This is a genomic window from Myxococcus sp. AB036A (genome assembly GCF_006547355.1).
GTDB lineage: Bacteria > Myxococcota > Myxococcia > Myxococcales > Myxococcaceae > Myxococcus > Myxococcus virescens.
Map to the genome: position 1 here is coordinate 133,690 of NZ_VHLC01000003.1, position 26,149 is coordinate 159,838.

Consider the following 26,149-nt stretch of genomic DNA (forward strand, 5'->3'; position numbering starts at 1 on the left):
TCGAGAAGACGTTGAGACGCCCCGCCCTCGGTGGTCCCAATGACCGCCCATCTGGAGTGAACACCATGGCCGTCAAGTCGTCCAAGGTCGCGAAGAAGGCCACCGCCAAGTCGAGCACGGCGAAGGCGGCCACACCACGCAAGGCAGTCGCCAGGTCAGCGGCCTCCAAGCCCAAGAAGGCCACGGCGAAGAAATCGGCGGCAGCGCCCAAGGCCACCGCGGCCAGACGCAACAGTCCCGCTGCGGCCACCAAGCCGGTCCTCCTCTCTGGCGGTAATCCGCAGATTGCGAAGGGCTACGGCGACGCCCCCATCCGGGCCTACATCGAGGCCATGCCGGGCTGGAAACGCGACGTCGGGCACCGCCTCGACGCGCTCATCGAGCGCACCGTCCCGGGCGTGAGCAAGGCGGTCAAATGGAACTCGCCGATGTACGGCGTCGAGGGCCAGGGATGGTTCCTCGGAATCCACTGCTTCACGAAGTACATCAAGGTGGCCTTCTTCCGCGGCACCTCGCTGCGCCCCATCCCACCCGGTGCGTCCAAGAGCCAGGACACGCGCTACCTCGATATCCGCGAGGACGAGCCGCTCGACGAGGCCCAGTTCGCCGCCTGGGTGAAGCAGGCCAGCCGCTTGCCTGGCGAACGGATGTAGGGCGTGCCCTCCGCGCACGTGCGACTCGTGCCACGGCCTCGTGGCGCGAGTGCCGCTCAGTCAGAAGCACTCCTGCCAGAGCGGGAGACGGCTTCATGCGCGAGGACGCGGAAGTGCTGCGCCGCGGGCGCGGGCCGCGTTCCAGGGAAGGCCACCACCAGCTCCGCGTGTCCGGGAGCGCCGCTCAGGGGGCGGAACACCACCCCTTTGGGACACAGCGCCTGGGAGGACGCGGGAGCGATGGTCAGCCCCAGGCCCGCTTCCACCATGCCAACGACGGACGGCCACGAGCTGGCTTCCTGGAGGATGTTCGGAGAGAAACCCGCGCCCAGGCACATGCTCGTCACCAGGTCGTGCAGGCCCGGCGCGGAGTGACGCGGAAAGAGCACGAACGGCTCGTTCGCCAGTGAGGACAGCGCGACGACCCGCTGACGGGCTCGCGGGTGTCGAGCTGGCAGGGCGAGCACGAAGCGCTCCTGGAGCAGTCGCTCGACGGTGAGCCCTTCGTGACGGAAGGGCGCCCGGATGATGGCGATGTCCAGCTCACCCGAGACGAGCGCGGCGCCGACATCCAGTGTCTCGCTGTCGTCCACCTCCAGCTTCACCTTCGGGAACCGCGTGCGGAAGCGCAGCACGATGTCCGGCAGCACACCAAAGGCAGACGACGCGGCGAAGCCGACACGCAGCGTGCCCGTCTCTCCACTCGCCGCCTGCTGCACCGAATGGATGACATCCGCGCGCCGGGCCAGCAACGCGCGCGCATCCTCCAGCAAGCGGCTCCCGGCGGCGGTAAGCGCCACCCGGCGGCTCGTGCGCGTGAGCAGCTCGACTCCCAGCTCGGACTCCAGCCGGCGAATCTGCTGGCTGAACGGCGGCTGGGCCATGCCGATGCGCGCGGCGGCGCGTCCGAAATGCAACTCCTCCGCCACGGCGACGAAGAGCTGGAGCTGACGGAATTCCATATCGAGACGATATCCATCTCAATGCGCATCAAAAGATATATTGGTCGTGAAGGATGCGGCTTCCTACCATCGGCGCATGCGATTCCCCTTCGTTCCCCTCGGCCTGATGCTCACGGCGCTGACGGGAGCCCCCGTCCTGGCGCTGGATGACGCTCCCCTCCCCCTCGCCCCCTCCGGAGCCACGCCGGATGCGCAGGTCCAGGCGAAGCTGGACCTGGCGGACCGGTTCGTCCGCCGGGCGGAACTCCTGCGGGACAGCCTGGTTCCCCCCAGGTGGCTGCGTGAGGGCGACCGGTTGGTCTTCTGGTCCCGTGAGGGCAAGGACGGCGGGAAGTGGGTGCTGGCGCACGCCAAGACCGGGGAGCTGAAGCCACTCCTTTCCGGTGAGCAACTGAGGCAGCAGCTCTCGACGCTGCTGGGCAAGCCCATCACCGCGCCCCGCTTCTTCGACGTCGCGCTCGCTCCGGATGAGCAGGGCATCGTGTTCCGCCTGGAGGGGAAGACCTTTGGCCTGGGCCTGTCAGGTGGCCACGTCACCTTGCTGTCGCCGGAGGACCGGGCCGCGCTGACGCTGTCGCCCCAGCACTTCCTCGCGCCGAAAGGCGGGGCGCTCGCCGTGCAACGCCAGGGCGGCTTCGCGGTGCTGAACGCGGAAGGCGCCACCGTGGTCGAGCGCACGGGGGAAACGAACCTCGACTGGCGGATTCCGGAGCGTCCCTGGTCACCGGATGGCCGCTTCCTGGTGGTGTGGCGGGATGACCTCCGCGCCGTTCACCAGGTGCCCGTCGTGGACTACTCCTCCGCGCTGGAGAAGGTGACGACGGTGCCCTACGCGAAGTCCGGGACGCCATTGCCGCGCGCGGAGCTCCATGTCGTGGAAGTGGCGACGGGCCGCGTGACGCGCATTCCGCCCGTCGAGGGCGAGACGTATGACTGGTTCGCCGGCTGGAATCCCGAGGGCACCGAGGCGCTGTGTCTCCACCTCTCGCGTGACGCCAAGCGGCTGGACCTGACCGTCGTGGAACCCGCGTCGGGCCAGCGTCGGCACGTGCTGCGCGAGGAGCGCCCGGAGACCTTTGTCACCGGCCTGGACTTCGCGGTGGGCGGCTGGGCGAAGCAGGTGACGGCGCTGCCAGGAGGACGCGGCTACCTCTGGATGTCCGAGCGGGATGGCTGGCGCCACGTGTATGCGTATGACCGCTCGGGGAAGCGCGTGCGGCAGCTCACGCGAGGCGCCTTTCCCGTGCACGAAGTGGTGGGAGTCGCCCCCACGGGAGATGCCCTCTACGTGCTGGCCTCCGCCGACAGCGGCGCGCCATACGAGCACCTCTTCTACCGGGGGAGCCTGAAGGGAGGCGCGTTGAAGCGGCTGTCCTCGGGCTCGGGGATGCACCGCATCACGCTGTCCCCCTCGGGCCAGTACTACGTGGACACATGGTCCTCGCGGACACAGCCCCGGCTGAGGGAGCTGGTGTCCGTGGAGGGTGGCAAGCGCGTGCGGCTCACCACGTCGGACGCGAGTGAGTTCGAGTCGCTCGGCGACACGCGGCCGGAGTCGCTGCTCGTCAAGGCGGCCGACGGCGTCACGCCCCTGCACGGCGTGCTCTACAAGCCACGCGACTTCGACTCCTCGAAGCGCTACCCCGTGCTCGCCTCCATCTACGCGGGTCCGTTCACCACCGTTGTCCCCTGGACCTTCCTGGGGACTTCGGATTCGCTGACCGCCAGCGGCCTGGCGCAGCTGGGCTTCATCGTGGTGTTGCTGGACCCCCGGGGTGGCCCCGGACGGAGCAAGTCCTTCCAGGACGCGAACTACGGCCGCGTGGGCCAGACGGAGATTCCCGACTACGTCGCGGGGCTGAAGCAGGCTGCGTCCACGCGCCCATGGATGGACCTGGAGCGGGTCGGCATCCACGGCGGTTCGTGGGGCGGCTATTTCACGCTGCGCGGCATGCTGACGGCGCCGGACTTCTTCAAGGCGGGCTACGCCGGAGCCCCTGGAGCGCTGGAGGAAGAGGCCATCATCAACGAGCCCTATCTCAACCTCCCCAGCGTCAATCCCCAGGGGTACGCGGCGGGCGACAACCTCGCGATTGCAGACAGGCTGAAGGGCCACCTGAAGCTGATGCACGGCACGAGCGACGTGAATGCCACGCTCTCCGTGACGATGCGGATGGCGGAAGCGCTCATCCGCGCGGGCAAGCGCTTCGAATTGCTCATCATGCCCGGCCAGCCGCACTCGCCTCGGGGGGCCGCCAGCCGCTACTACCGGGACGATGTGGGCCTGTTCTTCCTCCGGACCCTGGGCGGTCCACGGTAAGGGCTCCTCATGGGCCCTTGCGGCCAGGCGCTCGGCGGTCCGCATGGAGCCAGCGGCGCACCTCCTCCAGGTACTCCCGTGGGAGGACATGCCCGCTGTCGAAGGTCTTGTGGGTCTTGCGACGAGCCGGAGCGGCATCGAACAGGGCGCGGCTGTCCGCGACAGGCGCGAAGTCATCCTTGTTCGCCGTCAACAGCAGCCATTCCTGGTGAACGCTCGCCATGTGGCGCGAGGGGGCAACCTCCTCCATCGACGGGTCGATGTGGGGAGGAACCATCGTCACCAGGTGGGTGATGCGAGGCTCACGCGCCGCCAGCAGGATTCCCACCTGGGCGCCCATGCTGTACCCGGCGACGAGCACCCGAGGCGGCTGGCCTTTCGCGAGCACGGTGGTCAGCAGCGCGTGGGCATCGCGGACGGTGTCGGCAATCATCGCCACGTACCCCGAGGGGTCCCCTTGATGCGCCCGCTTGGCGAGCGCTCCCGGCTTCGCCTCGGGCGTCGCCCGCTCTCCGTGCCGGCGTGCATCGAGGAGATAGACGCGGTAGCCGGACCGCAGCAGTTCGTCCTTCAGCACACCGCCGTGGGTTGGCCCTTCGTTCGACAGCCAGTCCTCCTTGCGGCGCGTAAGGCCGTGCAGGAGGACAGCGATGGGTGGATTCGCGGCGGCTCCCTCCGGTTCCAGCACCCGCGTGGGGATGCGTTCTCCATCCGCGCCGCGAACGTCCAACGACGTTTCCAGGGCGGCGGCACGGGCCACAGAAGCGGATAGAAGCAGCAGGCACAGCGACAGCAAGCGGGTCATCTCGGCTCTCCCAGAGGTAAGAAGCCCGGTCACCTTGCCGCCCTCCGCGTCAGCCCCGCGTCAACACCCGGTTGACCTCCGGTTGACGTGGCGGCTGATAACCTGCCCACCCATGCGAGTGCTCGTCGTCGAAGACAACCTGGACCTCCAGGCCAACATCGAGAGGTTTCTGGGGAAGGACTTCCAGCTCGACTTCGCCGCCACCGGGCCCCAGGGCCTCACACTCGCGCTGGGCCAGGAATACGACGTCATCGTCCTGGACCTGATGCTGCCGGGAATGAGTGGCATCGAGCTGTGTCAACGCTACCGGCAGCTCGCGCCCCGGCTGGTGCCCATCCTCATGCTGACCGCGCGGGACACGCTCGATGACAAGGAAGAAGGCTTCCGCGCGGGCGCGGATGACTACCTCGTCAAGCCGTTCTCCTTGAGGGAGCTGCGGCTGCGGCTCGAAGCCCTGGCGCGGCGGCCCGTGCCTCCGAGCGGACGACGGCTGACGGTGGGGCCCCTGACGCTGGAGCCAGACACGGGCCAGGCCCGGCGAGGCGCGCGCACCGTCCACCTCAACAAGACCGAGACACTCCTCCTGAGGCTGCTGATGGAGGCCGCGCCCGAGCCCGTCTCGACAGCCACGCTGGCCCACCACCTCTGGGGGGACGATGCGCCGGAATCCAGTGCCTTGCGCACCCACGTCTATGCCCTGCGCGGAGCACTCGCCGAGCTGGGGATGAGCGATTGCATCACCACCCTCCGCAACAAGGGATACCGCCTGGATGCGCGCGAGGACTAGGTCGGTCCGAGGTCTCCTCCTGGGCGCCATGGGCATGTCCGCGGCGCTCGCGCTCGTCCTGATGGGGACGTTCTTCACGCTCTTCAGCTACGACCTGGAAGACGCCATCTTCGCTCGGTTCGTCGCCACCGCGGCGGACGGACGCAGGGATGACACGGAGGCCATCCCACTTGGAATGACGGCCTATGTCGGCCCCAAAGGCCTTCCGTCCTGGCTCGGAGACGCGCTCCCCCTGGACACACCTCGCGGCGAATACGAGGTCTTTGCCCAGGGCCGTGGGCACTTCCATGTCGCGGTGCGACCGGACGCGTCCGCTGGCACGACGCGCTACGTGGTCTTGGACACGACGGCGCTGACGAGCACCACCCGCCACCTGCGCCAGACGTCCGGACTGCTGCTGGCAAGTGCGCTGCTGGCCCTGCTGGGCGCCGCCGGGCTCTCCCTGGTCGTCGCACGGAGGCTCAGCCGTCCGCTGGAACAGCTCGTGGCACGCGTCCAGTCGGATACTCCGGCGCGGGAAGAGGACATCGGGGTCACCGAGGTGCGGGCCCTGGCCGAAGCCCTGCGTATCCGGGATGCCCGAATCCAGGAGCTGCTGGAGCGGGAGCGCGCCTTCAACCGGGACGCGAGCCATGAGCTGCGTACGCCTCTCGCCGTGGCGCTGGGCGCGGTGGAGATACTGGAGTTGGACCCACCCGCGGACACGGAGACCTTCGCCCGTCTGCGGCAGGCCATTCACCACATGGGCCTGCTGACGGAGGGCATCCTCTGGCTGGCCCGGTCAGGCCGCTCCGACGAATCGTGCGGACTGGTGAGCATCTCCCGCGAAATGGTCGCGCTGTACGGCAAACACCGCCCTCACGGCGACGTGGCGCTCGTCATCGAGGCGAAAGAGGAGGTCCTCGCGCCACTTCCGGGGTCCGTGGCGCGAGTGATGTTGGGCAACCTCATCAAGAACGCGCTCGCCTATACGCCCCAGGGGCGCATCGTCCTCCACATCGCGCCAGAGGGCTGGAGCATCTCCGACACAGGTGTGGGCTTCGGCCAGGTCGAGCCCGGACACACGGGCTTCGGTATCGGCCTGTCGCTCGTGGAGCGGCTGGCGCGCCGGTTCAACTGCGACGTGACCTTCAGCGCCGTGGAGCCACATGGGACGAGGGTGCGGCTCACCTGGCCATCCGTCGAGCCCGGCTGACTGGAGGACCGCGACGCACGGCATCCCGTGCGTCGTGGCAGCGTCACGCCATTCCCACGAGCGGAGCGGCGCGAGCCGCCCCGCCTGCTGCGACGACTAGCCCTGGTGCTTCGCGATGAGCGCGTTCGCCGCTTCCGGGTTGCTCTTGCACTCGAGCAGGGCGCTGAGAATCAGCGGCGCGACAATGGTGGCATCCGACTCGATGACGAACATCGGCGTCGTCTCGGTCAGCTTGTCCCAGGTGATCTTCTCGTTGGGCGTCGCGCCCGAGTACGAACCGTAGGACGTCGTCGAGTCGCTGATCTGGCAGAAGTAGGCCCAGGGCTTCACCGGCTTCTGCAGGTCGTACTTGATCGACGGAACGACGCAGATGGGGAAGTCACCGGCGATACCGCCGCCAATCTGGAAGAAGCCGACACCCCGGCCCTCGGACATCTCCTCGTAGCGGTCGTAGAAGTCGGCCATGTACTCAATGCCAGACTTGACGATGCTCGCGTTGAAGTCGCCCGCCTTCACGTAGGACGCGAAGATGTTGCCGAACGTCGAGTCCTCATAGCCAGGGACGACGATGGGCAGACGGAGCCGCGCCGCCTCGAGCAGCCAGCAGGCCTCCGGGTCACCCTCATACGCGGAGGGGTCGAGCGCCTGGATGAACGCGTAGAAGTACTCGTGCCAGAAGCGGCGCTCGCCCTTCTCGGTCGCGCCCTTCCACATCGGAACGGCAATCTTCTCCACCGCGCGGAACGCCTCGTCCTCGGGGATGCTCGTATCGGTGACCCGGCGCATCCGCTGCTCGAGGATTCGCGTGTCGTCCTGCTTGGTGAAGTAGCGGTACTCGGGGAAGTCCTTGTACCCCGAATGCGCGACGAGCCGGAAGAGCGACTCCTCGATGTTGGCGCCCGTCACCGACAGACCGTGAATCAGCCCCGCCCGGATGGCCGGCGCGAGCGTGATGCCGAGCTGCGCCGACGACATCGCGCCCGCGACGCTCCAGAACATCCGGCCACCGTTCGACACATGCTCCCAGTAGGACAGGAGCGCATCGCGCGTCGCGCGCGCGTTGAAGTTCTTGTAGTTCGTGAGGATGAACTTGAGAACGGGAAGTTCGGACGAAGACATGTGAGCCTCCAGCAACAACGTGGTGAATGCTCGAGAGGCACACGCCTGACAGAGCCACTCGAGGACACCCTACGGTCGCAACGAGATGTCGCGGCCGCCATCGGAGCGTCAAGTGGCTCCGGGCTAGCTAGCACAGGAGGACCGCGACCCGCCACCGCGTTCCACGGCTCCCCGGTTGGCTCCCAACCGAGCCGCCCACCTCAGATGCGCTGAACCACCCGCAGCGCGAAGCGCACGAAGCGTGCGTCCAGTGGCTCATTGAGCATGAGGCGCTGCCATACCAGGCCGGAGAGCACGTTGACCACGAGCTCCCGGTCGGCGGGCCGGCGGTCGGCGAGGCACGCCCGGAGTTCGTCACCCCGCGGGCGCACCAGTTGGGCGATGAGCCGCCGGTGGAGGTCCTCGTCGAATTGCGCCTCCGCCATCAGCGCTCGCAGCACGGGCGCCGCCTCCGCGGCCCCCCGGCAGAACTCCACCAGCGTCGAAGACAGGGAAGGCTTGCGCCGGCTCATGCGAGGCGCCTGACTCACCCACTCGGAGAACGCGTCGAGCACCAGCGCCCCCTTGCCGGGCCACCAACGATAGATGGTCTGCTTCCCAGCCCCCGCGCGCTCCGCCACGTCAGCGGTCGTCACCGCCGCATAGCCCTTCTCCAGCACCAGCTCCTGCGCCGCCGTGAGAATGGCCAGGCGCACTTTCTCGTCCCTGGGTCGTCCCGTCCGCATGACTCGCCTTTACGAGACTTCGGGTCTCGGAAACAACCCACTTACGAGACCGGCGGTTCCGAAATCGCGTAACGCAGTGCGCACCTGCGTAACCCGCGCGCGTTGACGGGGAAGAGGGCCCTGTGTACGACTGCGAGTGACCATGGCTAAACAATCAGGTTTGCTGCGCCGTCTTGGGAATGTGGCGCTGAATGAGGTGAGCGAGCGCTTCGGCAGCACGTCACCCACGCCTTCCTCCGGAGACACGCGCTTCACGCCGCCGACGCCTGCCGCGTCGAAGGACGAAGAATCACTCGAAGGCTGGGGCTTCGCCGACACGCGTTTCGTGGTGAAGCCCGACGGGAGCACCGTCCTCACGGGCACCCGCTACAACATCAGCAATGTCGCGCTGCCAGACTTGATGCCGTGGTTCGCCGGCAAGCTGGCCTCGCCGCTGGGGTACGACAATCGCAACGAGCCGCACTACCCGCCCGAGATTCCCGCGGCGAAGAAGAACGACAAGCTTGTAGCGGCGCTGCGCGAGTTCCTGAAGGAAGAGCAGCTCACCGACGCCCCCAAGCAGCGCCTGCGCCGTGGCCATGGCCACACCGGCGGTGAAATCTGGGCCATCCGCTACGGGAAGCTGGACCGGGTGCCCGACCTCGTCGTCTTCCCGCGCGGCCACGATGAGGTGGTACGGCTGGTGGAGGTCGCCACCCAGCACGGCGCCTGTGTCATCCCCTTCGGCGGCGGCACCAATGTGACGGAGGCGCTGCGCATCCCACTCTCCGAGGAGCGCCTGGTCATCGCCGTCGACATGCGGCAGATGAACCGGATTCTGTGGGTGGACCCCGTCAACCGCATGGCCTGCATCGAGGCGGGCGCCACGGGCCGTCACCTGATGGAGGAGCTCGCGAAGTTCGGCTTCACCATGGGCCATGAGCCGGACAGCCTCGAGTTCTCCACGCTCGGCGGGTGGATTGCCACGAACGCCAGCGGCATGAAGAAGAACCGCTACGGCAACATCGAGGACCTGGTGCTCGACATGCAGGTCGTCACGCCCCAGGGCATCGTGGAGCGCCCGCGCCAGGCGCCCCGAGAGAGCGTGGGCGTCAACCCGCGCCAGTACATGTTCGGCAGCGAGGGCAACTTCGGCATCGTCACCACGGCGGTGGTGAAGCTGTTCCCCCTTCCCGAAGTGCAGCGCTACGGCTCGGTCATCTTCGCTGACCTCGAAACGGGCCTCTCGTTCCTCTACGCGCTCCAGCAGTCGGGAGCGGTGCCGGCCAGCGTGCGGGTGATGGACAACACCCAGTTCCACTTCGGCCAGGCGCTCAAGCCAGCCAAGCACGGGCTGGCCGCGAAGGTGAAGAGCGAGGTCGAGAAGGCCGTGGTGACGAAGATCAAGGGCTTCGACCCGTACAAGCTCGCCGTGGCCACCCTCGTCTTCGAGGGCTCGCGCGAGGAGGTCGCCTTCCAGGAGAAGACGGTGTACCGCATCGCCTCGGAGCACGGCGGCATGAAGGGCGGTGGCGCCAACGGTGAGCGCGGCTACCAGTTGACCTTCGGCATCGCGTACATCCGGGACCTCACCTTCGAGCACTGGGCCATCGCCGAGAGCTTCGAGACGAGCGTGCCGTGGAGCCGTGCCATGGACCTCTACGAGCGCGTGCAGCGCCGCGTCGAGAAGGAGCACGCCGCGCTGGGCCTTCCGGGCAAGGTCTTCTTCACCGGCCGCTTCACGCAAGTCTACCAGACGGGCGTGGTCATCTATTTCTACCTGGGCTTCTACGCGCGCGGCGTCAGCGACCCGGTGGGCGCCTACGCGGCGCTCGAGCACGCGGCGCGTGAGGAGATCCTGGCCGCTGGCGGCTCGCTGTCGCATCACCACGGCGTCGGGAAGATTCGCCGCGACTTCCTGCCCGAGGTGTACTCGGAGGCCGCGTTGGCCCTCAACCGCAAGGTCAAGGCCGCCATCGACCCCGACAACGTCTTCGGCGCGTCGAACTGCGGAATCAACGGCCCGGTGGCCCTGACCCCGGATGAGGAGGCGCACTGATGTCCCGCCACGTATTTCTCACCGGCGTCACGGGTTTCGTTGGCAAGGTGGTGCTGGAGGCGCTGCTCGCGCAAGGCGTCGAGCGCGTCACGGTGCTGGTGCGCGAGTCGAAGGACCGCCAGGGCCGCGTGCATTCGGCGGCGGAGCGCTTCGCGAAGGTGGCGCAGGCCGAGTGCTTCTCGCGCCTCCAGCCCGGCTGGACGGAGCGCGTCGCGGTGGTGAGCGGCGACCTCGAGCAGCCCGCTTGCGGCCTGTCTCCCGCCGACGCCGATGCCGTGCGCCAGCACGTCACGCACGTCGTGCACTGCGCCGCCAGCGTGGAGTTCGACCTGCCGCTGGCGCAGGCGACCTCGGCCAACATCCGGAGCGCGCTGTCGGTGCTGGAGCTCGCGCGCACGTGCCCCAAGGTGGTGGGCATGGTCGACGTGTCGACGGCCTACGTCAGCGTGTGGCGGCCCGGCCCCATCGAAGAGAAGCTGGCGCACCTGCCGAAGCCCGCCGCGGAGCTCTACGAGGCCTTCCAGGTGGCGCAGGGCGACGGCCGCGAGTGGCTGGAGCTCACCGGCCACCCCAACACGTACACGCTCACCAAGAGCGTCGCCGAGCACCTCATCTGTGAGCGCCGCGGCCACGTGCCCGTCGTCATCGTGCGCCCCAGCATCGTCTCGGCGGCCCACCGCACGCCCTTCCCGGCCTGGCTCGACAGCCCGGCGGCGCTCGCGGGCTGCCTGCTGTACAGCGGCCTGGGCGTGGTGCGCGCCTTCAACGCCGACCCGTCGGTGCGCCTGGACGTGGTGCCGGTGGACGTGGTCGCCAGCGAAGTCGTGCGTTCGGTGTTCGGTCCCATGCCGAAGCCCGGCCAGGCCGTTCCCATCGTTCACGCCACCATGGGTGTGCAGCGCGCGCTGCGCATCGACATGGCCGCGGCGTCGACCATCGAGTGGTTCAAGCACCGCCCCGGCGTGGTGAAGGCGCCCGACATGTTCGTCGGCCGCAAGGACCACGGCTTCGACGCGGTCGACTTGATGCGCCGGGAGCTGCCGGTGCAATTGCAGAAGGCGGCGCTCGCGCTCTTCGGCCAGGCCAAGGCCCACCGCCGGCTGGTGCGCGCCGACGAGAAGGTGCAGTACCTCAACGAGGGCTTCGCTTACTTCACGCACCACACCTTCGACTTCGTGCGCAGCGCGCCGCTGGAGGTCCCCGGCTTCGATCCCTTCGAGTACGTGCGCGTGGTGAATGAGGGCATGTACCGCCACCTGCTGTCGCGCGATGAGAGCCAGGTGTCCTTCGCCGGGCCGAAGCACGACGACGCGCGCGGCGACCGGGCGTGGGTCCAGGAGCGCGGCGTGGGCAACACCACGCACAAGGTGTTTGGCTATGCGCTGCGCAAGACGTTCCGCCACTGCACCAGCGACGTGACGTTCGACCGGCCGTCGTTCGAGCGCGCGATGGCGCAGGTGCCTCCCGGAACGCTGGTGGTGCTGGCGCCCACCCACCGCAGCTACTTCGACTTCCTGCTGACCAGCTACCTGTGCTTCCAGCACCCGGAGCTGGGCATCTCGATGCCACACATCGCCGCCGCGGAGGAGTTCGGCCGCATCCCGGTGGTGGGCCCGATTCTCAAGGACTCGCAGGCCTTCTTCATCAAGCGCGGCGTGGGCCGCGAGGTGCCGGAGCTGGGCGAGGAGCTGCGCCGGCTCACCGAGAAGAACGCTTCGCTCATGTTCTTCGTCGAGGGCCAGCGCAGCCGCGCGCGGCTGATGCTGCCGCCCAAGCGCGGGATGTTGCGCGCGCTGCAGAATACGAAGCGCCAGTTCGTCGTGTTGCCCGTCGCCATCTCCTACGACCGGCTTCCGGAGGAGGCGTCCCTGTCGGAGGAGCTGTCCGGCAAGCCGCGCCCGAAGATGACGCTCACCGGCGTGCTGTCGTGGCTCACGAAGCTGACGCGTGGCCAGGTGCAGCTGGGCCGTGTGCATCTGTCGTGTGGCGCGCCGCTGGCGCTCAACCCGGACACCGACGTCCGCGCGCTGAGCCATGCGCTCATGGCGGAGCTGCAACGCCACACCACGGTGAGCAGCTTCCATCTGCGCACGTTCCTCGCAGAGAACCCGATTCCGGGCGTGGATGAAGCGTGGCTGCGCGAGGCCATCGAGCGCCGCGGAGGCCGCGTGCTCGACAGCGACCTGCCCGTCCCCAGCCCCCTGTCTCCCGCGCTGGCACACTCGCTCCGGAACCAGTGGCAGCACTGGTTCGCCGGCGACGTGCTGGCCCGGCAGCCCGGCAACCCCGCGCTGGAGGACCACCTGTCGCGCTACCGTTGGTGCGCCACGCCGCTGGCCGAGCTGAGCGACGCGCGCGTCGACGCCGTGGTGAAGGCGCTCTTCGAGCCTGTCGTGCGCGACTACCAGGAAGCGACGAAGGTGCGCGCGCCCGACGAGCTGAAGGCCGTGGCGGTGACACACCGGCCGCACCTCGACGGCGTGGTGCAGGCGCTGGTCTCGCGCGACATCGTGAAGCCCGCGGGTGACAACTTCGAGTGGGGACCGAACGCGGCGGAGCTGTCCCAGTTCCATGAGGCATGCGCCTGGCGCGGGGTGCAGCCGTGAAGACACTCGTGACGGGAGCCAGCGGGTTCCTCGGACGCAACCTGCTGGAGACGCTGGGCGACGACGCCGTGGCGCTGGTTCGCTCGCCGCTGCCGGGCCCGGTGGCCCAGGTGTCGGGCACTCCGCTCGACCCTGACGCGTGGCTGTCCCAGGCCCAGGGCGTGAAGGTGCTGATTCACTCCGCGGGAATGGTCCACCACAGCCGGCAGCACGCCGACGAGATGGTGCGCTTCAACATCGACAGCTCGCTGGCCATGGTGCGCGCCGCGAAGGCGCTCGACGCCCGGCTGGTGCTGGTGTCGACGTCAGGCACGGTGGGCTGCTTCTCCCATCCGACCATCGAGGCGGACGAGCACTCCCTCTACGCCGAGGCGCTCGTGGGCCGGTGGCCCTACTACCTGTCGAAGATTCTCGCCGAGCAACAGTCGCGGAAGCTGGCGAAGCAGCTCGGCGTGGAGATGACGGTGGTGCGGCCTCCGGTGCTCCTCGGCCCCGGGGACACCCTGGGCCGCTCGACGACCAACGTGGCCCGCGTGCTGAACGGGCGCCTCCCCTTCATCCCCACGGGTGGAATCGCCTTCACCGACGTGCGGGACGTGGCGCATGCGCTCGCGGTGCTGGCGAAGAAGGCCGACTGGCGGGACACGTACCACCTGCCTGGCACCGCCCTGCCCCTGCGCACCTTCTTCGAGCGCGTGGGCGAGGTCGCCGGCATCCGGGTGAACCGTCCCGGCGTGCCGACGCTCGTCGTCGACGGGCTCGCGAAGCTCGGCTCCCACGTGCCGCTCAAGAAGCTGCCGGACCCCGTGGTGCTCGAGATGTCGACGTGCCACTGGGGGTTCAAGACGCTGTGGAGCCACGAGGAGCTCGACTACCGGCCGCGGAGCCACCGGCAGACCCTGAGCGACACGGTGGCGTGGCTGCGCGAGGCGCAGGCGCGGCAGACGCCCCTGGCGGGCTGAAGTCTGGAGGGGCAGCGCTCCGTCGCCGCCCCTCCCCCTCAAACAACGAGGGAGCGATGCGGCACATGGCCTAGACTGGGTCCGAACCAACCCTCTTACGGACCCAGTCACCATGAAGCCCACGCCAGGAGACATCTTCGTCGTCCACACCCCTCGGCTTGACGCCTACACGGCGGTCCAGGTGACCGCCCTGAAGGTCGAGGGGAAGAACGAGCTGGCCTGTGTGCTGGCGTTGGATTGGGTAGGCCCCTCCCTGCCCGACGCCGCCGCGGTGGCGGCCATGGCTCCCGCCCACTTCAACTTCTTCTTCTGGAAGGACCACTGCATCCACGTCTGGGCGTCCGCCGAGGTTCCTCGCGGCTTCACCCGGGTGGGCCACCGGCCGCCCCTCGTCGTCGAGGACGTCAACAGCTACAGCGGTTGGCCCTCCGGCAGCGCCCTCTACAGTCAGCGCCGCTGGGAGGCCATCCCCCAGGCGCAACGCGACGCCTTCAAGCAGATGGTCGCAGCACCCGACGAGCAGGTGCTGTTCACGGTCGGCGACATGGAGGTACGCCGCTCGACGCAGCGGCTGGATACGGCTCGCCTCGCCGCCGCGCCTGACTTGACGGTGTTCGAGGTGCTGCCGATTCTGACGTCTGTCAATGCGGACGCCCCCATCCCTGGCCTGTTCGACTTCATCCGGCGCCGCCCCTTTGTCTATGAATCAGCGGTGCTCAAGCATGGTGAGCGCCGAGTCGACCTGCGGGGAGCCCAACTGTCCCGGCTCACGCTCGACGTGACGGGCGTCCACGAGCTCTATCTGAACGACGGCCTCGAGGACCTGTCCCTGGTCGGCCAGCCTGACCCGGCGCTGAAGATTCACGGCGAGGCGGATGGGCGCTGGCTGACCTTGTCCCTGGGCGCTCCGGACATGCCCTGGTCCGGTCTGGACACACTGGACAGCCTTCATCTGCGGGCCGCGCGCGACGTGGATGCGTCGCGCATCGTGCGGCGCTTTCCGAACCTGACGGAGCTGCGCATCTGGGGAGCCCCGGGCTACCTGAGAAACACCGCAGAGCTGGCGAAGCTCCCGGCCCTGGCCATGCTGACATTGAGCGACATGTTCGGGATGTCACCCGACGAGTTCCCCGGCCCGGAGCAGCTCCCCCACCTGGGCATGCTCTGGTTGACGAGCATTCCCGCGGACGTCGCCGCCCAGGTGAAGAAAGCCTACAAGGCCGCTGCGCGCGAGGGCCTGGACCTGTCGGTGCGACAGCCGCGCAAGGCCGACTGGCTGGCGGAGAACCTGGACAACCCCTTTCGCGTCTGGGACGGGGCCGACAACATCAGTCCAGCCCAGGCGAAGAAGGCCGCGGCGCTGTACCGCCAGGCACGGTCGGCCGCGCTCAAGGCCGTCTCCGAAGGGGACCGCGCCCCCGCCGCCCTCGTGTCCGCGCTCACCCCCATCGTCACGGCCTACACCGAGGGCTTCAACAAGCTGGATGCCCGCAACACCTTCATCTTCACCGAGGAGCGTGAGCAGATTTATCTCGCGCTGATGGGCATCTTCGACGCGGTGGATGAAAAGCTCCGGTCCACGGAAGGGACTCCCGCCGAGCCGCTCAATCGAGAGGCCCTGGTGTCGGTGATGGACTCGATTCGAGACTTCTAGGGTGATTCACCTCGGTGAATTCACGAAGCCCTGCATGCATCGGCGACGACGTTGGCCATCCGATTGATGGTGGCCACGAATGCCCTCATCGAGCCATCCGGTTGTTTTGCGTAACAAATTTGTATCAATCCCCAGGGACAACCGGACGCAGTCATTGAATTTTTTCACATGCCCAGAGGCATGTAGCGTCCGCTCCCGTGCTCCAACAGGACATCTGTCCATTCCGTATCGGAACACTTATTACCGTTTAAAACGGGCAAATCTGGCGTGCTATCTTCCGCCGCCATGCGCACTTCCCTCAGCTTCGCGTCCCTCCTCGTCGCTTCTTCCCTCACCGCTGGCTGTCTCGGTCCCGAGACGGACACTGATACGGATGCGGTTCAGTCCATCGAGCAGCAGGCCACGGACCCCTTGTTCCGCGTCCACAACGTCGTCGAGGCGGTGCTCCCGGCCGCCAACTACGACGGTGTCGCTGGCGACGAGTGCATCGCGCTCGTGAACCCCGAGCACCGCCTCCGCAAGATCATCGTCGTCGAGACGGCCGGTGCCAACGGCGCTTGCGCGCTCAATGCCTACAGCGCTGGCGGCGCCCTCAGCTTCACCTGGGGCGACACCACCGTCTACCAGGGCCCGGCCGGCATCGCCTCCATCCGCGCGGCGCTCTCCGACACGGATGGCGCCGTGCACCGCCTCACCGGCACGCTCACCTCCGAGGCCACCACCCTGGCCCACCTGCAGTCCTTCCTCACGCAGACCTACGCCCAGCAGGCCAGCCAGCTCGCCACGTTCACCGCGGAGCGCGTCCACTCCCGCTACGACTTCGAGGGCCAGGAGCAGGTCTACGCCGAGGCCGCCTACCAGGCCGTCCGGGTCACCCAGCCCTGTGAGAACCCCGGCTACCCGACCCTCGAGGCCCGCATCCACAACGGCTTCGTCTATGGCTACACGGCCAGCAACACGGGCAGCTGCCACAGCGGCTGGTTCACCCGGCGCTACGTCTACAACCGCAACTGGCAGCTCGTCGACAGCTACGAGTACTCCGAGTAGTCCGCCACGCCGCGGATTGATGCGGCAGGCAGTCGCCGTTGCTCATTGATGGCCATGGATGGGCCTCTCGCGCGAAGCTGTCCAGCGGGAGGCCATCCATGAGCGCTTCGTCCAGGGCGCGGCCGGGCACAGCCCTCCCTCGGGCTGAAGCAGGCCCTGACGTCGCGCCACCAGGCAGCGGCGCGCCCTGCGCTGTAGGGCATCACATCGCGGCGAAACAGCCGTGAAACGTCACGGGAATGGCCTGGTCGAAGTGAACGGTCGCCAGCGGACCGTCTTCGACATGCTCGCCGTCGAGCACCGCGACGTAGGAGTGGTCGGTCGTCGAGTCGAACACGAGGTCGAGCACGAAGGTGGCGTCCTGCGACGCCTCGCGCGGCACGAGCACGGGCTCACTCGGCACATGTCCGGCCGGGAGTCCCCACTCGGAGCTCCCGCCCCGGTCGAGGTCGATGCGCGTCACCCCCAGGATGTTCCGGTCCGCGACGTTCCGCTCGGTTTGCGCGAACACCGTACCGTGCCGCGCGCCATGCAGTCGCGGATGCACCTGAGGAAAGTCGCAGGGAACGTCGAAGAGCTTCGTCTCACGCGCCGTGCCGGACTTCAGGTCGAGCTTCACTCGCGTCAGCAACGGGAGGGGCCCGGTCGATTCCATTTCTCCAATCTCCCCGAGCGAGAACTCGGGGTAGCGGCAGAAGTCGACACATGGACCGTCCGCGTCCTCGAAGGCGTTCGAGAAATGCCAGAGCCAGAAGGGGGCGAGCTCGAACGTCCGGGGTGAATGGATGGCATCGAGCGGGACGACGATGAGCCGCGCCCCCAGCTCAGGCCTCCACCGAAAGAGCTGGGTGACATCTCCCAGGCCGACCATGGCGCGCAGGAGATTCAACTGCACGGGCCCCACGAACAGGATGAGGTGCCGCTCCGTCGCCATGAAGTCATGCACCATGCTCTGCCAGGGCGCCTCCACGGTGCCGAGCTTCGACGGCTCCCCGTCGTCCGGCAGCGCGTACAGGTCGATGTTCATCTTCCGGCCATACCGGACCCCGAAGTTGAACGTCGTCCGCAGCGAAGCGACACGATGAGGGTGTGCGGAGAAGGCCCCCGTCACCACGCCCAGTCCCGTGGCGTCGAGCGTCTCCAACGTCGCGGGGTCCATCTCCTGGAGCAGGCCGTTCTCCATCAGCGCGAAGAGCCGGTCCTTCCACAGGAACGTCGAGGTGTTGCCCGTGGTCTTCGCCACGTCCTTTCTCGCCGACCGCATCCGGTCGAGCCACGACGCGGATGACGTGTAGAGAAACCGCCCCGCGCGTTCCTCCGCACGGTAGCCGGCGCTCTCGACGATGCGGCTCGCGCCCTGCGCGCCACCGCCGTCGAAGCGCACCGCCGTCACGGCGCCATCCGCCTCGAACGCATGCGCGATTCGCGTGCCAAATCGCTCGAAGAGGCCCGGTCCGGCGCGGAACAATGTCCCCCGGAGGGACTCGGGGAGCCGGCCTTCGACCCGCAGCGGCTCGAAGCCATGGGGACGGGAGAGGGACCGCAACAATGGGCTCACGGCATTCGCGCTGCGCATCCGCTGCTCCTGGAGCGATGAAATCTGCGTCGAGGCGCAAAGTAAGTGTCTCTTACTTACTTTGCAACAAGGGCCCGTCCATCTACCCTGGCTCCACGCATGGCCACGAAGACGCGAGCACGCCCGTACCACCACGGGGACCTCAAGCACGCCCTGCTGGAAGCCAGCATCGAGCTCATCCGCGAGAAAGGCGTCGACGCGCTCACCGTGGCGGAGGTCGGACGCCGCGTGGGGGTGTCCTCCGCCGCGCCCTACAAGCACTTCGCGGACCGGCTGGCCCTGCTGCGTGCGCTCGCGATGGAGGGAAACCGACGACTCAACGCGGCCCTTATCACAGCGACGGAAGGGACGACGGACCCGCACGAGGCCTTCCGGCGCTCAGGGGTCGCCTACGTCCGGTGGGCCGCGGAGAACCCGGCCCTGTACCGCATCGCGACGGACCCGGCGTACATCGACTACGCGGGCCCGCATCCGGACGAGGAAGTCCCCGAGCCGCTCAAGGGCTCGATGGACACGTTCTGGCCGGAGCTGTCGAAACTCGTCCGGTCTGGGAGCGCGCTCCCCACCTCACATCCATTGATGGAGCAACTACGAGGTCGCGCGCTCGCGCAGGGGTTGGCGAACATGTTCGTCAGCGGCGTGTTCGACTCACTCGGAATCGCCACATCCGACGCGGAGCGGCTTGCCCGCGCCATCACCGGTGAGGACGTCCCGGCCACGACACGCAAGGGCAAGACTTCGCGGACGCTCCGTTCAGGGGCATCCTCATGACGTACGAACAGTGATTCACCACGCACAAGGTTGAAGGGGCCGTCCGGAATCCGCCGCGAACGCGACGAGGTCCTGCCCGTCTTCCACCAGCACCGACGCGGACTGGATGGGTGCGGTGCGTTCATGCCGCGCTCCGTTGCCACGGAAGCCCAGAGCACCCGCCGCCGCCCTGAGCGCACGGCCCCCACGGTGCCCCAGGGAGAAGGCCGCGCCCCCCTTGGAGACGGGGTCTTGGATACGTACTGGCTCGTATCTTCCGTAGAATCGCGAGTGAGTCCGGGCACTTGGGGCCCATGGTGATGCAGCCACCCACCCCGCCTGTCGTCCGGACTGGCGCCCCGCATGAGCGCCGACCCGGCGCTGGAGGCTGTAACGCACCCGCCCAGAACGTTGGTAGGACTCCCAACCTGCTGGGGCGCGCCTAGGAAACTCCCAGATTGCGCTGAAATCAACTATACGCGCTCCGTACAAATTTCGCGGCACACGAGCGACCCGGTCGGCGAGGTCAGGCTCCCGGGACGTCTCTGGAGGATTGGATGGAGTTGTCGAGTCTCGAGTCGAGTTTCTGGGCAATCGCACCGGGCGTGGTCGGCGCCGTGGGGCTGCTCTTCGCTGCGGTCTTCTACTTCCGCGTCAAGGCGCTCCCGGAGGGTGACGCGACGATGAACCGCATCGCGGGCTACATCCGCGACGGCGCGATGGCGTTCCTCGTCCGCGAGTACAAGGTGCTCGCCGCGTACTGCGCGGTCATCGCGGTGCTCATCGGCCTGGCGCTGGGGCCGCTCGCCAGCGGGAGCTTCGTGCTCGGCGCGTTCCTCTCGCTGCTGGCCGGCTACATCGGCATGAAGGCCGCGACGTTCGCGAACGTGCGCACCGCGCAGGCCGCGCGCACCGGCTCCAAGCCGAACGCGCTGCTGGTCGCGCTCGACGGTGGCGCGGTCATGGGGCTCGCCGTCGCCGGCCTGGGCCTCCTCGGCATGGGCGGCGTCTACTACGCCTTCCAGGGGCATCCGCAACTGTCCCCCGTCCTCCACTCCTTCGCCGTGGGCGCCAGCTCCATCGCGCTCTTCGCCCGCGTGGGCGGCGGCATCTACACCAAGGCCGCTGACGTCGGCTCCGACATCGCCGGCAAGGTCATTGAGAACATCCCCGAGGACGACCCGCGCAACCCGGGCGTCATCGCCGACAACGTGGGCGACAACGTGGGTGACGTGGCCGGCATGGGCGCTGACATCTACGAGTCCATGGTGGCCGCGATTGTCGCCGCCATGGCCATCGCGCTGACCGCCAGCGCCGCGGACCTCTCCCGCCTCGTGGTGGACCCCTCCGCGATTGGGAGCGCGAAGGTGGCGGGCGTGGTGATCCCGCTGGTGCTGTCCGCCGTGGGCCTGGTGGTCAGCCTGCTGAGCATCTTCATCGCGCGCGCGCTCAAGCACATGAACCCCGCGCAGGTGCTGCGCAGCGCCCTCATCCTGCCCCCGGTCATCCTGGTGGGTCTGTCCTTCGTGATGATGCAGGTGTTCGGCCTGTCCCAGGCCATCACGGTGGCGCTGGCTGCGGGCGCCTTCGGCGGCGCCATCATCGGCCTCGTCACGGACTACTACACGTCGTCCACGCCGGTGCAGCGCATCGCGGAGGCCTCCGTCACGGGCGCCGGCACCAACCTCATCCGCGGCCTCGCCGTCGGCATGGAGAGCGTGGGCATCCCGATGGCCACCATCGCCGTGGTGGCCTACATCGCCGACCAGGCGCTTGGCCTGTACGGCATCGCGCTGGCGGCCGTGGGCATGCTGGGCGGCACCGCCGTGGTGATGACCGTGGATGCCTACGGCCCCATCTCCGACAACGCCGGTGGCATCTCCGAGATGTCCGGCCTGGGCCCCGAGGTCCGCGCCATCACCGATGAGCTGGACGCGGTGGGCAACACCACGGCGGCCATCGGCAAGGGCTTCGCCATCGGCTCGGCGACGCTCACCGTCATCGCGCTCTTCTCCGCCTTCAACCTCGAGGTCAACCACACGCGCATCGCCGCCGGCCTGCCGGAGATGAGCCTGCAGCTGACCAACCCGAACGTCATCGTCGGCCTGCTGCTGGGCTCCATCCTCCCGTTCCTGGTGGGCGCCTCCACGATGCTCGCCGTGGGCCGCGCGGCCGGTGCCATCGTCGAGGAGATTGGCCGTCAGTTCCGCGAGATTCCGGGGCTGATGGAGCTCAAGGCGGACCCGGACCCCAAGAAGATCGTCGACATCGCCACCAAGAGCGCCCTGCGCGAGATGATCTTCCCGGGCATCATCGCCGTCGCCGCCCCGCCCCTGGTGGGCTACCTGCTGGGCCCTGGTGCGCTAGCGGGTCTGCTGGCCGGCTCGCTCGTCGTCGGCGCCACGATGGCCCTCTACATGGCCAACGCGGGCGGCGCGTGGGACAACGCCAAGAAGTTCATCGAGAAGGGCAAGCTGCCGGGCCACGCGAAGGGCTCTGCGGTCCACAAGGCCGCCGTCGTCGGTGACATGGTCGGTGACCCGTTCAAGGACACCTCCGGTCCTGGCGTGGCCATCCTCATCAAGGTCATGAGCGTCGTGTCCCTGCTCGTGGCCTCGCTCATCGCGCTGCGGTAGTCACACCGGTGCAGCGCCTCGGATGCCGAGGCGCCGCGCCCCCCGGCAGCTCGCACCGCGCGGCCCCATCAGCCGCGCGGTGCTCCGGAGCGCTGGACGGAAGCCAGGGCAAGCCTGGTCACCTGGTGTCCCCACCCCGCCGGCACCGCGCCTCCTCGCTGCGGCCCGGACCTCGGGGGGAGCGAACCGGACACCCCCACCCTTGCCTGCCCGGGAGCGCTCTGGCCAGCGGGCGGGCGCGCACTACACTCATGGTGTACCGCGACCGCGGCCCCAGGTGCGGCGGCAGCGGCCTGACGTGCGCGCGTTCGCACCCGTGCCCCCGGGGAGAGAGAGGCGTGTCTCCGTTGTTCCGCTGTCAGAGAGGTGACCCATGGTCCTGGAGCTCTCCCACCAGCAGATCCACGTCCTCCACGCGTGCCTGTCTGAAAGCATCGCGGAGTTGCATGACGAGGTCCTTCACACCGACGAGCGCGACCTGCGCGAAGCACTGAAGCTCAGGCTCGACCACCTGCAGGGCATCCAGCGGCAGGTGGAAGCCTTGATGCAAGCCCAGGAAGCGGCATCTCCTGACTGAATGCCGCTTCCCTGCTGCTCGAGAATGCAGCCGGGCCCCGAGCGAGAGACAGCGGTGCTCCAGGTCGATGTCGCCGGCAACGGACCGGTCGCCACGCTGACCTCGAGCACCGCGAAGGCGGACGTCGTCGCTTGCGGGCCAGGCTCAGCCGGTCACGGTCCCCACACCGGCCCGCTTGGGGTGACCGTCATCGCCTGCACCCCCGCGCGCAGCGGCGCCGGAGTCACCGTGCCGCTGGCGGCGTAGCCGAAGCTGCCGCCCGTGCTCTCAATCCCCTTCTCGAAGCGGACCACCGCGCTTCCGCGGGTTGGGTGACTCAACGTCACGCTGTACGCGGTCGCCGTCTCGTCGAGCGTGAGCTGCAGCGCCGAGCTGTCAGCCACATCCTTGGCCTGCACGACGTTCAGGAAGTGACTCACCACCTGCCCGTGGGTCTCAATCTCTCCACGGAACTGGCCCACCGGGTACGGGTAGGTGCCATCGCCGCGCACCGGGCCGCGCTCGTCGACGATTCGCCGGACCGGATTGGCTGGCACCAGGGTGCTGACCCGCAACTGCTGCCCGCCACTGTTCGCGGTCCAGGTATTGCCCGTGAGCACCGGGGCCTCCGGGAAATGAATCAAGAAGGTCTTGGCAACCGAGGCGTCATCCTGTGCGCTTTCGAGCCGGTCGAACACAATCAGGGTGTCGAGCGGGCGCACGAACAAGGTCTCACGCACCACCCGGCCCGCGTGTGGGTTGCCGACCTCGGCCTCTCGGTGAGCCCACTCGGCGTTCAAGTCATACACGCCGGTGAGGTCGACCGCGGCGTAGCTCGCCACGGACGACGACTCCAGGCGCAGCATTTGCGGCGCGTGGTGGTAGTAGCCGACCGTGCCCAGCCCCTCGAACAAGAGCGTGTTGTGCCCCACGGGTGACGCGCAGTCGACCGCCGCGCCACCGGCGTAGCCGACGATGGAGTTGGCGTAGCCCACCGTCTCGCGGGTCAGGAACTCGCCCGCGCGCCACACCTGGAAGTTGCCGGAGTCGCGGTGCTCATGGCCCGCGTTGGCCGTCACACCGAACTGCAGGTTGACCAGGGTCGCATCGGGCGCCCACGCCGTCTTGGCGTACACCATGCCCAGTCCAGGTGCGTGGTAATCGAGCGGCAGCTCCGCGAGGTCACGAGACGGCACCGCCGCCAGCGTGTCGCTGTAGACGTACCGGATGAGCCGGTCGTCAATCGGATGGCCGGTGAGCTCCAGGAAGCGCTTGGCATAACCCGCGATGGGCTGGTCCGACCACTCCCCGATGAGCGGGGCGAAGTAGCTGCCCAGCGACGTCTGCGCGGTGTTGCTGGGATTCCACCGGTTCAGCCAGCGCTCGTCGTCATTGAACGGGAAGGTCTCGAACAGTTGGAACTGGCCCCTCCGGGTGGGTCCCGGCGTGGTCGAGTAGATGGACCAGAACACCGACGCCATGAAGTAGTCGGTCTGGTTCCACATGTCGTGGCCATACAGGCCCAGCGTGGTGAACGGCACCGTCATGTAGCCGAACGTCCGGCGGCCGTAGGTCGAGCCCTCGTGCGGTGCGCCGCCCGCCGCCGGCCCATCCAGATAAGGCCGCAGCGAGAAGGCCCAGCGTGATTTCATCGCGTACTGCAGGAGCTCGTTGGCGAACGGCTGGTTTTCATGCCAGCTGGCAATGGCCCACAGGAGCGAGTTGCGGAAGTACCCCGTGTAGTAGTTGTTGCCCTCCATGCCAATGCCGCCCCACGGATTGTCGTTGAGCAACTCGATGGCGACGTTCCACCGGTTGATCAGGAGCGTGCGCTCCGTCGGAAGCAGGTGGGCGAAACACCAGTCGTAGGTGAGGATGGCCGCCTCGCCGTACCAGCGGGCCGGATCGCTCGACACCGTGTTCTCGGAGATGGGAATCTCGGTGCGCACCGCCCAGTCAATCGCGGCGCGGCACGACGCCGGGGTGCCGGTGAGCAGCGAGTGCATTGCCGCATCGATGGCCTGCTCGGGCGTTTGTACGTTCGCGACGGGCGTGTACGGGTTCTGCGCGAAGTACGCCTGGGCCCGGGCCAGCCGGTCCGCCGTGAACCACACCCGAGGATGCGCCACCGGGATATCGAGCACCACGGGCGGCCCGTTGGCGATGGTCAACATGACTGGCGCCGAGGTGGTCTGGTTGCCGGCGCGGTCTCGCGCCACCGCCGTCATCGGGAAGGTGCCGTCCCCCAGGAGGGTGGTGGAGACGTTGATCCAATAGGGATAGCTGAGGTCTTCGCGCCCGAAGTCCTGTCCGTTCACCTGCAACTGCACCCCCGCAATCCTCACATTGTCATGGGCGTTGACCCTGACTTGGAGGGTACCGCCCACCGTCACGCCGCTCTCGGGCACGACGATTTGGACCTGCGGCGGCGTGACGTCGGGAGGTGGCGCGCTCACGTTGATGGAGACCGGCGCGGAGACGGTGACATTGCCAGCGGCATCGCGAGCCACCGCGGTCAGCTGCCGGAGCCCATAGGGCTGGAGCGCCTCGGTGTCGAGCGTCACCGACCAGGGTGCGGCCACGTCCGGCGCGCCGACCTGAACGCCGTCGAGTTCGACGTGGACCCGGGTGACGCCCACGTTGTCGCTCGCGCTCATCCGCACCGTGAAGGGACCACTGACCGCCTCTCCCGCGACGGGCGCGGTCACCTGCACCTCGGGAGGCGTGGTGTCGACAACCACGTTGGCGATGGTGACGAGAACCGACGCCGAGGTGGTGAGGTTGCCAGCGGCGTCGCGCGCGTGCGCGGTCAACACATGGTTTCCATTGCGGAACAGGCGGGTGTCGAGCTGCGCCGAGTCGAGGTTGCGGCCGTCGATGCGCAGCTGCACTCCGGCCACGCCAACGTCGTCGCTCGCGTCCACGGTGATGCCGACCACGCCCTGCACCGTCGCGCCCGCCGCGGGCGACATGATTGCAACGGATGGAGGCGTGGTATCGCTGCGCGGCGCAGGCGCGGTGTACTCAATGGTGAGGAGCGGCTGGCGCTCCGGCTGGGTGGCCAGGCTGGTGAAGACCTTGGCCACCTTCCCAATCTTCGAGTTCGCCAACAGCACGCCCTGGTTGGTCGACGGGTCGTCGACCCACGACTGCACCACCGCCACGTCGAGTGGCACCTGGTGCACGCTCACCGTGCCCGGAAACGTGGAGACCTCGAACGACGAACCGGCGACCAGGTCCGTCCCCTGCCCGACCGCCCCCAGCCGGTCCCACTCCAGCCCATCGTCGCGGAACTGCCATCCCAGCCCGTTGGCCGTCAGGCTCCAGGGCGCCTGCACGTACGCGCCTCGAATCGAGAAGTCGCTGGTGTAGGTCTCCACCGCGAAACGCAGCGTCGCGCTCTGAACCACCGCCCCAGCCGGTACGCCCGTCTGAGGGAAGCGCAACAAGGCCTCGACCTCATAGTCCTCGGTCTGGAACACCCCGAGCAGCACTTGATTGCGATGCGCCGAGCCGTTCTGCGTCATGCCTTGGCTGGTGATGGCCACCGCCTCTGACACAGTCACCGGCGAGGTCACAGCCCGCAGCGCGGTCCCCGTGCCGGCTTCCGGCGCACCATCCTTCGTGCATCCCGTGAGCAAGAGCGCGCCAAGCACCGCTGCCCACACCCCAGTCATACTGCTTATTCTTGAGTTCATTGACTAACTGCTATTACCGCACCAGCGACGGGAAGTCCAAAGGGGCGTCTGCGTTTGCGC

At 68.1% G+C, this 26,149-nt stretch carries 18 protein-coding genes; 12 read left to right on the top strand and 6 right to left on the bottom strand.

The window, feature by feature from the left end:
- Positions 1 to 65: 65 nt before the first annotated feature.
- Positions 66 to 653, top strand: a complete 588-nt coding sequence (locus FL344_RS02300) for a DUF1801 domain-containing protein (protein WP_141617336.1) — start codon at positions 66 to 68, stop codon at positions 651 to 653.
- Positions 654 to 709: 56 nt separating this feature from the next.
- On the opposite strand, the gene FL344_RS02305 is transcribed toward FL344_RS02300, so the two are convergent.
- The gene (locus tag FL344_RS02305) at positions 710 to 1,615 is read right to left on the bottom strand and encodes a LysR family transcriptional regulator (protein ID WP_141617337.1); all 906 of its coding nucleotides are present in this window, start codon (positions 1,613 to 1,615) and stop codon (positions 710 to 712) included.
- Positions 1,616 to 1,691: 76 nt separating this feature from the next.
- On the opposite strand from FL344_RS02305, the gene FL344_RS02310 reads away from it, so the two are divergent.
- Positions 1,692 to 3,935 (top strand): DPP IV N-terminal domain-containing protein, encoded by a 2,244-nt coding sequence (locus FL344_RS02310; protein ID WP_141617338.1) that lies wholly within the window; start codon positions 1,692 to 1,694, stop codon positions 3,933 to 3,935.
- A 7-nt stretch (positions 3,936 to 3,942) separates the two neighbouring features.
- Here FL344_RS02310 and FL344_RS02315 read toward each other — a convergent pair whose 3' ends face one another.
- Positions 3,943 to 4,740 (bottom strand): alpha/beta hydrolase, encoded by a 798-nt coding sequence (locus FL344_RS02315; protein ID WP_141617339.1) that lies wholly within the window; start codon positions 4,738 to 4,740, stop codon positions 3,943 to 3,945.
- 112 nt (positions 4,741 to 4,852) lie between these two features.
- Here FL344_RS02315 and FL344_RS02320 point away from each other — a divergent pair, with 112 nt between their 5' ends.
- Entirely contained in the window at positions 4,853 to 5,527 is a 675-nt protein-coding gene (locus FL344_RS02320) for a response regulator transcription factor (RefSeq protein WP_141617340.1), read from the top strand.
- On the top strand, positions 5,511 to 6,722 hold the full coding sequence (locus FL344_RS02325) for a HAMP domain-containing sensor histidine kinase (RefSeq protein WP_228564707.1): 1,212 nt from the start codon (positions 5,511 to 5,513) through the stop codon (positions 6,720 to 6,722). The genes FL344_RS02320 and FL344_RS02325 overlap by 17 nt, the downstream gene beginning before the upstream one ends.
- A 96-nt stretch (positions 6,723 to 6,818) precedes the next feature.
- Here the strand turns inward: FL344_RS02325 and FL344_RS02330 are convergent, their stop codons facing one another.
- Both FL344_RS02330 and FL344_RS02335 read right to left on the bottom strand, forming a co-directional pair.
- Positions 6,819 to 7,841 carry a deoxyhypusine synthase family protein gene (locus FL344_RS02330; RefSeq protein ID WP_141617341.1) on the bottom strand — a complete coding sequence of 341 codons (1,023 nt, stop codon included), beginning with the start codon at positions 7,839 to 7,841 and terminating at the stop codon, positions 6,819 to 6,821.
- A gap of 200 nt (positions 7,842 to 8,041) precedes the next feature.
- Positions 8,042 to 8,536, bottom strand: coding sequence for a TetR/AcrR family transcriptional regulator (locus FL344_RS02335; RefSeq protein WP_228557646.1), 495 nt, complete (start codon positions 8,534 to 8,536; stop codon positions 8,042 to 8,044).
- 172 nt (positions 8,537 to 8,708) lie between these two features.
- Here FL344_RS02335 and FL344_RS02340 point away from each other — a divergent pair, with 172 nt between their 5' ends.
- From FL344_RS02340 to FL344_RS02360, 5 genes are all read left to right on the top strand, one after another.
- Positions 8,709 to 10,604 (top strand): FAD-binding oxidoreductase, encoded by a 1,896-nt coding sequence (locus tag FL344_RS02340; RefSeq protein WP_141617342.1) that lies wholly within the window; start codon positions 8,709 to 8,711, stop codon positions 10,602 to 10,604.
- Positions 10,604 to 13,210: an SDR family oxidoreductase gene (locus FL344_RS02345; protein WP_141617343.1), complete on the top strand. Its 2,607-nt coding sequence runs from the start codon at positions 10,604 to 10,606 to the stop codon at positions 13,208 to 13,210. The genes FL344_RS02340 and FL344_RS02345 overlap by 1 nt, the downstream gene beginning before the upstream one ends.
- Positions 13,207 to 14,172 (top strand): NAD-dependent epimerase/dehydratase family protein, encoded by a 966-nt coding sequence (locus FL344_RS02350; RefSeq protein WP_228564708.1) that lies wholly within the window; start codon positions 13,207 to 13,209, stop codon positions 14,170 to 14,172. Before FL344_RS02345 ends, FL344_RS02350 begins: the two co-directional genes overlap by 4 nt.
- Before the next feature lie 112 nt (positions 14,173 to 14,284).
- Positions 14,285 to 15,826, top strand: coding sequence for a gliding motility protein (locus FL344_RS02355; protein WP_141617345.1), 1,542 nt, complete (start codon positions 14,285 to 14,287; stop codon positions 15,824 to 15,826).
- A gap of 285 nt (positions 15,827 to 16,111) precedes the next feature.
- A complete protein-coding gene (locus FL344_RS02360) occupies positions 16,112 to 16,873 on the top strand; it encodes a hypothetical protein (RefSeq protein ID WP_228564709.1) in 762 nt (253 codons plus the stop codon).
- Positions 16,874 to 17,075: 202 nt separating this feature from the next.
- On the opposite strand, the gene FL344_RS02365 is transcribed toward FL344_RS02360, so the two are convergent.
- Entirely contained in the window at positions 17,076 to 18,449 is a 1,374-nt protein-coding gene (locus tag FL344_RS02365) for a carotenoid oxygenase family protein (protein ID WP_141617347.1), read from the bottom strand.
- 99 nt (positions 18,450 to 18,548) lie between these two features.
- Here FL344_RS02365 and FL344_RS02370 point away from each other — a divergent pair, with 99 nt between their 5' ends.
- From FL344_RS02370 to FL344_RS02380, 3 genes are all read left to right on the top strand, one after another.
- A complete protein-coding gene (locus tag FL344_RS02370; protein WP_141617348.1) occupies positions 18,549 to 19,220 on the top strand; it encodes a TetR/AcrR family transcriptional regulator in 672 nt (223 codons plus the stop codon).
- 536 nt (positions 19,221 to 19,756) lie between these two features.
- Positions 19,757 to 21,835: a sodium-translocating pyrophosphatase gene (locus FL344_RS02375; protein WP_141588707.1), complete on the top strand. Its 2,079-nt coding sequence runs from the start codon at positions 19,757 to 19,759 to the stop codon at positions 21,833 to 21,835.
- Between the two features lie 373 nt (positions 21,836 to 22,208).
- Positions 22,209 to 22,412 carry a hypothetical protein gene (locus tag FL344_RS02380; RefSeq protein ID WP_141588708.1) on the top strand — a complete coding sequence of 68 codons (204 nt, stop codon included), beginning with the start codon at positions 22,209 to 22,211 and terminating at the stop codon, positions 22,410 to 22,412.
- 152 nt (positions 22,413 to 22,564) lie between these two features.
- Here the strand turns inward: FL344_RS02380 and FL344_RS02385 are convergent, their stop codons facing one another.
- Entirely contained in the window at positions 22,565 to 25,957 is a 3,393-nt protein-coding gene (locus tag FL344_RS02385) for an Ig-like domain-containing protein (protein WP_228564710.1), read from the bottom strand.
- Positions 25,958 to 26,149 lie beyond the last annotated feature (192 nt).

What these genes read in the sequence shown, in the direction of transcription:
- FL344_RS02380 (WP_141588708.1), top strand. Translation starts at nt 22,209, where the DNA reads ATGGTCCTGGAGCTCTCCCACCAGCAGATCCACGTCCTCCACGCGTGC.
- FL344_RS02345 (WP_141617343.1), top strand. Translation starts at nt 10,604, where the DNA reads ATGTCCCGCCACGTATTTCTCACCGGCGTCACGGGTTTCGTTGGCAAG.
- FL344_RS02300 (WP_141617336.1), top strand. Translation starts at nt 66, where the DNA reads ATGGCCGTCAAGTCGTCCAAGGTCGCGAAGAAGGCCACCGCCAAGTCG.
- FL344_RS02330 (WP_141617341.1), bottom strand. Translation starts at nt 7,841, where the DNA reads ATGTCTTCGTCCGAACTTCCCGTTCTCAAGTTCATCCTCACGAACTAC.
- FL344_RS02375 (WP_141588707.1), top strand. Translation starts at nt 19,757, where the DNA reads ATGGAGTTGTCGAGTCTCGAGTCGAGTTTCTGGGCAATCGCACCGGGC.
- FL344_RS02310 (WP_141617338.1), top strand. Translation starts at nt 1,692, where the DNA reads ATGCGATTCCCCTTCGTTCCCCTCGGCCTGATGCTCACGGCGCTGACG.
- FL344_RS02320 (WP_141617340.1), top strand. Translation starts at nt 4,853, where the DNA reads ATGCGAGTGCTCGTCGTCGAAGACAACCTGGACCTCCAGGCCAACATC.
- FL344_RS02340 (WP_141617342.1), top strand. Translation starts at nt 8,709, where the DNA reads ATGGCTAAACAATCAGGTTTGCTGCGCCGTCTTGGGAATGTGGCGCTG.
- FL344_RS02315 (WP_141617339.1), bottom strand. Translation starts at nt 4,740, where the DNA reads ATGACCCGCTTGCTGTCGCTGTGCCTGCTGCTTCTATCCGCTTCTGTG.
- FL344_RS02325 (WP_228564707.1), top strand. Translation starts at nt 5,511, where the DNA reads ATGCGCGCGAGGACTAGGTCGGTCCGAGGTCTCCTCCTGGGCGCCATG.
- FL344_RS02370 (WP_141617348.1), top strand. Translation starts at nt 18,549, where the DNA reads ATGGCCACGAAGACGCGAGCACGCCCGTACCACCACGGGGACCTCAAG.
- FL344_RS02305 (WP_141617337.1), bottom strand. Translation starts at nt 1,615, where the DNA reads ATGGAATTCCGTCAGCTCCAGCTCTTCGTCGCCGTGGCGGAGGAGTTG.
- FL344_RS02365 (WP_141617347.1), bottom strand. Translation starts at nt 18,449, where the DNA reads ATGCGCAGCGCGAATGCCGTGAGCCCATTGTTGCGGTCCCTCTCCCGT.
- FL344_RS02360 (WP_228564709.1), top strand. Translation starts at nt 16,112, where the DNA reads ATGCGCACTTCCCTCAGCTTCGCGTCCCTCCTCGTCGCTTCTTCCCTC.
- FL344_RS02355 (WP_141617345.1), top strand. Translation starts at nt 14,285, where the DNA reads ATGAAGCCCACGCCAGGAGACATCTTCGTCGTCCACACCCCTCGGCTT.